Genomic DNA, 4,941 nt, shown 5'->3' on the forward strand with positions numbered 1-4,941 from the left:
CAGCCACCGGGAGGCGGGCCGGCACCCCGCCCCGGCACCGACGCCCCGGCAGGAGCGAGCGAACCGGCCAGCTCAGCGCCCCGGTGACGCGATGAGTGCTGTCCTCGCGCTGGTCGTCGCGGTCGCCGCGCTCACCGCGCACACGGTCGTGAACGCCACCCGCTGGCTGCGCCGCCCCGCCGCCGGTCCGGTCGAGGTGACCGAGGCGGTGGCGGTGCTGCTGCCGCTGCGCGACGAGGCCGCCCGGGTGGCCCCCTGCCTGCGCGCGCTGCTCGCCCAGCGGGGCGTACCGGACCTGCGGATCGTGGTGCTCGACGACGGTTCGACCGACGGCACCGCCGACGTGGTCCGCGCGGTGGCCGGCGACGACCCGCGGCTCACCCTGCGCACCGGGGTCGCCCCGCCGCCGGGCTGGCTGGGCAAGCCGCACGCCTGCTGGCAGTTGGCCACCCGGACCGACCCGGCGCCGACCGTGCTCGCCTTCGTCGACGCCGACGTGGTGCTCACCCCGTACGCCGTGGCGGCGGCGGTGGCCGAGCTGCGGGCGGCGGACGCGGCGCTGCTGTCGCCGTACCCCCGGATCGTGGTGCGGACGGCGGCCGACCGGCTGGTGCAGCCGCTGCTGCAGTGGCTGTGGCTGACCTTCCTGCCGCTGCGCGCGATGGAACGCTCGCCGCGACCGTCGCTGGCCGCGGCGGGCGGGCAGTTCCTGGTCGTGGACCGGGCCGGCTACCTGCGGGCCGGCGGGCACGCGGCGGTGGCCGACCGGGTCCTGGAGGACATCGAGCTGGCCCGGGCGGTCAAGCGTTCCGGCGGCCGGATCGCCCTCGCCGACGGTTCCCGGCTGGCCGCCTGCCGGATGTACGAGACCTGGCCGCAGCTGCGCGACGGCTACACCAAGTCGCTCTGGGCCTCGTTCGGGCACCCGGTCGCCGCCGCCCTGGTGGTCGCCCTGCTGCTCCTGCTCTACACCGCGCCTCCGCTGGTCGCCGTGCTGGCGCTGGCCGCCGGCGCACCGGCGGTGGCCGGCCTGGCGGCACTGGCCTGGCTGCTGGGCGCCGCCGGCCGGGTGGTCACCGCCCGGGCCACCGGCGGGCGGGCCTGGCCCGACGCGCTGGCACACTCCGTGTCGGTCGGGTTACTCGGTTGGCTGACCCTCCGGTCGTACCATCTGCGGAAGCGACGCCGGCTGACCTGGCGGGGTCGCCCGGTCGGCTAGGAGGGCACGTCATGGCGCGGATCGTGGTCATCGGCGCCGGCGTGGGTGGGCTGGCCACCGCCGCCCGGCTGGCGGTCACCGGGCACGAGGTAACCGTGTTCGAGCAGGCCGACACGGTCGGCGGCAAGCTCGGCCGGTACGCGCACGACACCCCGGAGGGCACGTACCGGTTCGACACCGGGCCCAGCCTGGTCACCCTGCCGCAGGTCTTCCACGACCTGTTCGAGGCGACCGGGGCGAAGCTCGACGAATACCTGGACCTGGTGCCGCTGGACCCGATCGTCCGGCACGTCTTCCCCGGCGGCGGCCCCACCCTGGACTCCTGCGCCGACCCGGCCGAGTTCACCGCCCGGATCGGCGCGGCGCTCGGCGACCGGGCCGCCGCCGACTGGCAGCGGCTCTGGCGGCGGGCCGCCCGGGTCTGGGCGGCGTCGCACCGGGACGTCCTCGGCCGGGCCATCGACTCCCCCCGGAACCTGGCCGCGCTGGCCTGGCGGCTCGGTGACCTCGCCGCCATCGGCCCCGGCCGCACCCTGCGCGGCCTCGGCCGCAGCCACCTGTCCGACCCGCGACTGCGGATGCTGCTCGACCGGTACGCCACGTACACCGGAGCGGACCCGCGCCGCGCCCCGGCCGCGCTGGTCGCCGTCCCCTACGCGGAGCTGACGTTCGGTGGCTGGTACCTGCGAGGCGGGCTGGGCACGCTCGCCGACGCGCTGCTCTCCCGCTGCCTGGACCTGGGCGTGGTGGTGCAGACCGGCACCACGGTCACCCGGATCGACGCCACCGGCGGCCGGGTGCACGGGGTACGCCTCGCCGGGGCGGCCGCCCCGGTCCCGGCCGACGTGGTGGTGGCCAACGTGGACGCGCTCACCCTCTACCGGGACCTGCTGCCCACCCCGCGCCGGCTGGCCGGGCTCACCGACCGCAGCCTGGCCGGCTTCGTGCTGCTGCTGGGCGTACGCGGGGACTCCGGGCTGGCCCACCACACCGTGTTCTTCCCGGGCGACTACGACGCCGAGTTCGACGCCGTCTTCGGCGACCCGGGTCGGGGCGTACGGGCCCGGCCGGCCCTCGACCCGGCGGTCTTCGTCACCGTGGCCGACGACCCGACGGTCCGCCCGGACGGGCACGAGGCGTGGTTCGTGCTGGTCAACGCCGCCCGCCACGGCACCGCCGCGGGCGCGGTCGACTGGCGCCGGCCGGGACTGGCCGAGGCGTACGCCGACCGGATCCTCGAGGTGCTCGCCGAGCGGGGCGTGGACGTCCGGGACCGGCTGGTGTTCCGGGAGATCCGTACCCCGGCCGACCTGGGCGCCGCCACCGGCGCGCCGGGCGGGACCATCTACGGCACGGCGGGCGGGCTGCTCCGCCCGGCCAACCGGGGCCCGGCGGCCGGCCTGTGGCTGGTCGGCGGCTCCACCCACCCCGGCGGCGGACTCCCCATGGTCACCCTGTCCGCGCAGATCGTCGCCGACGAGATCGGCCCGGCCTGGTAAGGAAGGGCCCCTCTTAACGCCTACGGTAGAGCAGGGGCCCCTTCTTAACGCCTGCGCTCGACGCCGGCCGGAGTCGGCCGGCGCGGGTCAGCCGGCGTCGATCAGGGCGCGGCGGACGGCGGCGAGGAGCTGCCCGAGACCGAAACCGGCCAGCAGCACCCAGACCGTGGCGGCCATGGTGATGGTGCCGGCGGTCACGTCGGTGTCGATCAGACCGGTGAGCCCGGCGACCAGCAGCCCGGCCAGGGCCACGCACACCCGGGTGGGCCGCTCCGCCACGGTGACCACGCCGATCTCCCGCATCCCGGCCGCGACCGCACGGGCCCGCACGTACTCGTGCAGCCAGGACAGGCCACCGGCCGCGGCGACCAGCGCCCCCGGCGCGCCGAGCAGCCAGAACGCGGTCAGCCAGGCGGCCTCGCCGAGCCGGTCGGCGACCGAGTCGTAGACGTAGCCGAGCCGGGTGGTGCGGTTGGTGGTCACCGCCACCGCGCCGTCGACGCTGTCGGCCACGGCGGCGAGCAGCACGAACAGCGCGCCGAGGAACGGCCCGTCGCCCGGCCGCCCGACCAGCAGCGGTACGCAGAAGCAGAGCAGCACCCCGACCGCGGTCACCGGGGTCGGGCCGATCCGGAGCCGGCCCAGGATGTAGCCCACGTGGTAGGCGAAACGCAGCCAGGCGCGGACCGCCGGCGCCGCCACCCGGGGGTCGAAACCGCCGTGCAGCCGCGCCCACGCGGTCGCGTACTGGTCCCAGTTCAGCTGTGTGCCCACCACGGGATCAACCGTAGAAGGGCGAGGCGGGTGTCGTGGGCCGGGCGGTCACACCCGCGCGTCGACCCGCAGGCGCTGCCAGACCTCTCGGGTGGCGGTGGACCGGTTGAGGGTGATGAAGTGGATCCCCGGCACGCCCTCGTCCAGCAGCTTGGCGCACATCTCGCTGGCCTGCTCGATGCCGAGCCGCCGGACCGCCTCGGGGTCGTCGGCCACCTTCGCGAACCGCTCGGCCAGCGCGGGCGGGAACGGCGCCCCGGACAGCTGCACGGACCGCTCGATGGTGCCGAGCTGGGTCACCGGCATCACCCCGGCCAGGATCGGGGTGTCGCAGCCGGCGGCCGCCACCCGGTCCCGCAGTCGCAGGTAGTCGTCGGCGTCGAAGAACATCTGGGTGATCGCGAACGTGGCCCCCGCCCGGCACTTACGGACGAAGTACTCCGTGTCGCTGGCCACGTCGGGGGACCGCGGGTGCTTGTACGGGAAGGCGGCCACCCCGACACTGAAGTCGCCGGCGTCGCGGATCAGCCGGACCAGCTCCTCGGCGTAGCGCACGCCCTCGGGGTGCCGGACCCACTCGCCGCCCGGGTTGCCCGGCGGGTCGCCGCGCACGGCCAGCACGTTGCGGACCCCGACCGAGGCCAGCCGGCCGATCACGTGCCGCAGCTCGGCGACCGAGTGGTTGACGGCGGTCAGGTGCGCCATCGGCAGCAGGGTCGTCTCGGTGGCGATCCGCTCGGTCACCGAGACCGTGGTGTCACGGGTCGAGCCGCCGGCGCCGTAGGTGATCGAGACGAATGAGGGGCGCAACGACTCCAGTTCGCGGATGGCCTGCCAGAGCAGGCGCTCTCCCTGCGGGGTCTTCGGCGGGAAGAACTCGAAGGAGAAGGTCGGCTGGCCGTCGCGGATCAGCTCCCCGATCGCCGGCTGCGGGTTGGGGAGGACGGAGGGAAGACCGAGCGCCACGTCCCGACTGTAGTCGGCGCGTCCCGCCGTACCCAGGAGCTTCCCAGTCGGCGGGCAGGGCACGTGGAGCGTCGTACCCCAGGGGTAGAAACGGGGCAGCGCGGTGGGACCGGCCGACGGCCGGGGCCCGGGGGCCCGCGCGGGGGTCAGCACGATCGGCGGCGCGCCGGTCCGGCACGCCGGGCGTCCGCGTCGTCACCCGCGCCGACGCCCACCGGAGGACCGATGAGCCCGTTTCCGCTCCCCGACCCCCGCCCGCTCGGGCCGCTCCTGGCCGAGCTGCGGCGCACGCGTGGCTGGAGCCAGCAACGGCTCGCGGCGGCGCTCTGCGCCGCCTCCGGCGTGCCGACCCTGACCCGGCACGAGGTCTCCCGGTGGGAACGCCAACGACGGCTCCCCGGCGACGTCTGGCTGGGCTGGCTCGCCGTGGTCCTCGGGGTGCCGGGTGGGCTGCTCGCCGGGGCGGCGGCGCACAGCCGCCGG

The 4,941-nt window shown here is 76.2% G+C and carries 5 protein-coding genes; 3 read left to right on the forward strand and 2 right to left on the reverse strand.

Going from position 1 to position 4,941, the window contains the following annotated elements:
* Nucleotides 1-91: 91 nt before the first annotated feature.
* Nucleotides 92-1,219 carry a glycosyltransferase gene (locus ONA70_RS34670; RefSeq protein WP_265010709.1) on the forward strand — a complete coding sequence of 376 codons (1,128 nt, stop codon included), beginning with the start codon at nucleotides 92-94 and terminating at the stop codon, nucleotides 1,217-1,219.
* Between the two features lie 11 nt (nucleotides 1,220-1,230).
* Complete coding sequence (locus ONA70_RS34675; protein ID WP_265010710.1) at nucleotides 1,231-2,718, forward strand: phytoene desaturase family protein; 1,488 nt, start codon at nucleotides 1,231-1,233, stop codon at nucleotides 2,716-2,718.
* 87 nt (nucleotides 2,719-2,805) lie between these two features.
* Here the strand turns inward: ONA70_RS34675 and ONA70_RS34680 are convergent, their stop codons facing one another.
* Both ONA70_RS34680 and metF read right to left on the reverse strand, forming a co-directional pair.
* The gene (locus tag ONA70_RS34680; RefSeq protein ID WP_265010711.1) at nucleotides 2,806-3,495 is read right to left on the reverse strand and encodes a CDP-alcohol phosphatidyltransferase family protein; all 690 of its coding nucleotides are present in this window, start codon (nucleotides 3,493-3,495) and stop codon (nucleotides 2,806-2,808) included.
* A 45-nt stretch (nucleotides 3,496-3,540) separates the two neighbouring features.
* The gene (gene metF, locus ONA70_RS34685) at nucleotides 3,541-4,458 is read right to left on the reverse strand and encodes a methylenetetrahydrofolate reductase [NAD(P)H] (protein ID WP_265010712.1); all 918 of its coding nucleotides are present in this window, start codon (nucleotides 4,456-4,458) and stop codon (nucleotides 3,541-3,543) included.
* Nucleotides 4,459-4,683: 225 nt separating this feature from the next.
* Between metF and ONA70_RS34690 the strand changes: the two genes are divergently transcribed.
* The coding region (locus ONA70_RS34690; protein WP_265010713.1) for a helix-turn-helix domain-containing protein at nucleotides 4,684-4,941 on the forward strand (258 nt) is incomplete at its 3' end.

This window comes from Micromonospora yasonensis (assembly GCF_026013475.1).
In the GTDB taxonomy this organism is placed as follows: Bacteria; Actinomycetota; Actinomycetes; order Mycobacteriales; family Micromonosporaceae; genus Micromonospora; species Micromonospora yasonensis.

Bases quoted from the DNA above. Each gene is read 5' to 3' on its own strand.
- ONA70_RS34670 (WP_265010709.1), top strand. From the start codon at position 92: ATGAGTGCTGTCCTCGCGCTGGTCGTCGCGGTCGCCGCGCTCACCGCG.
- ONA70_RS34675 (WP_265010710.1), top strand. From the start codon at position 1,231: ATGGCGCGGATCGTGGTCATCGGCGCCGGCGTGGGTGGGCTGGCCACC.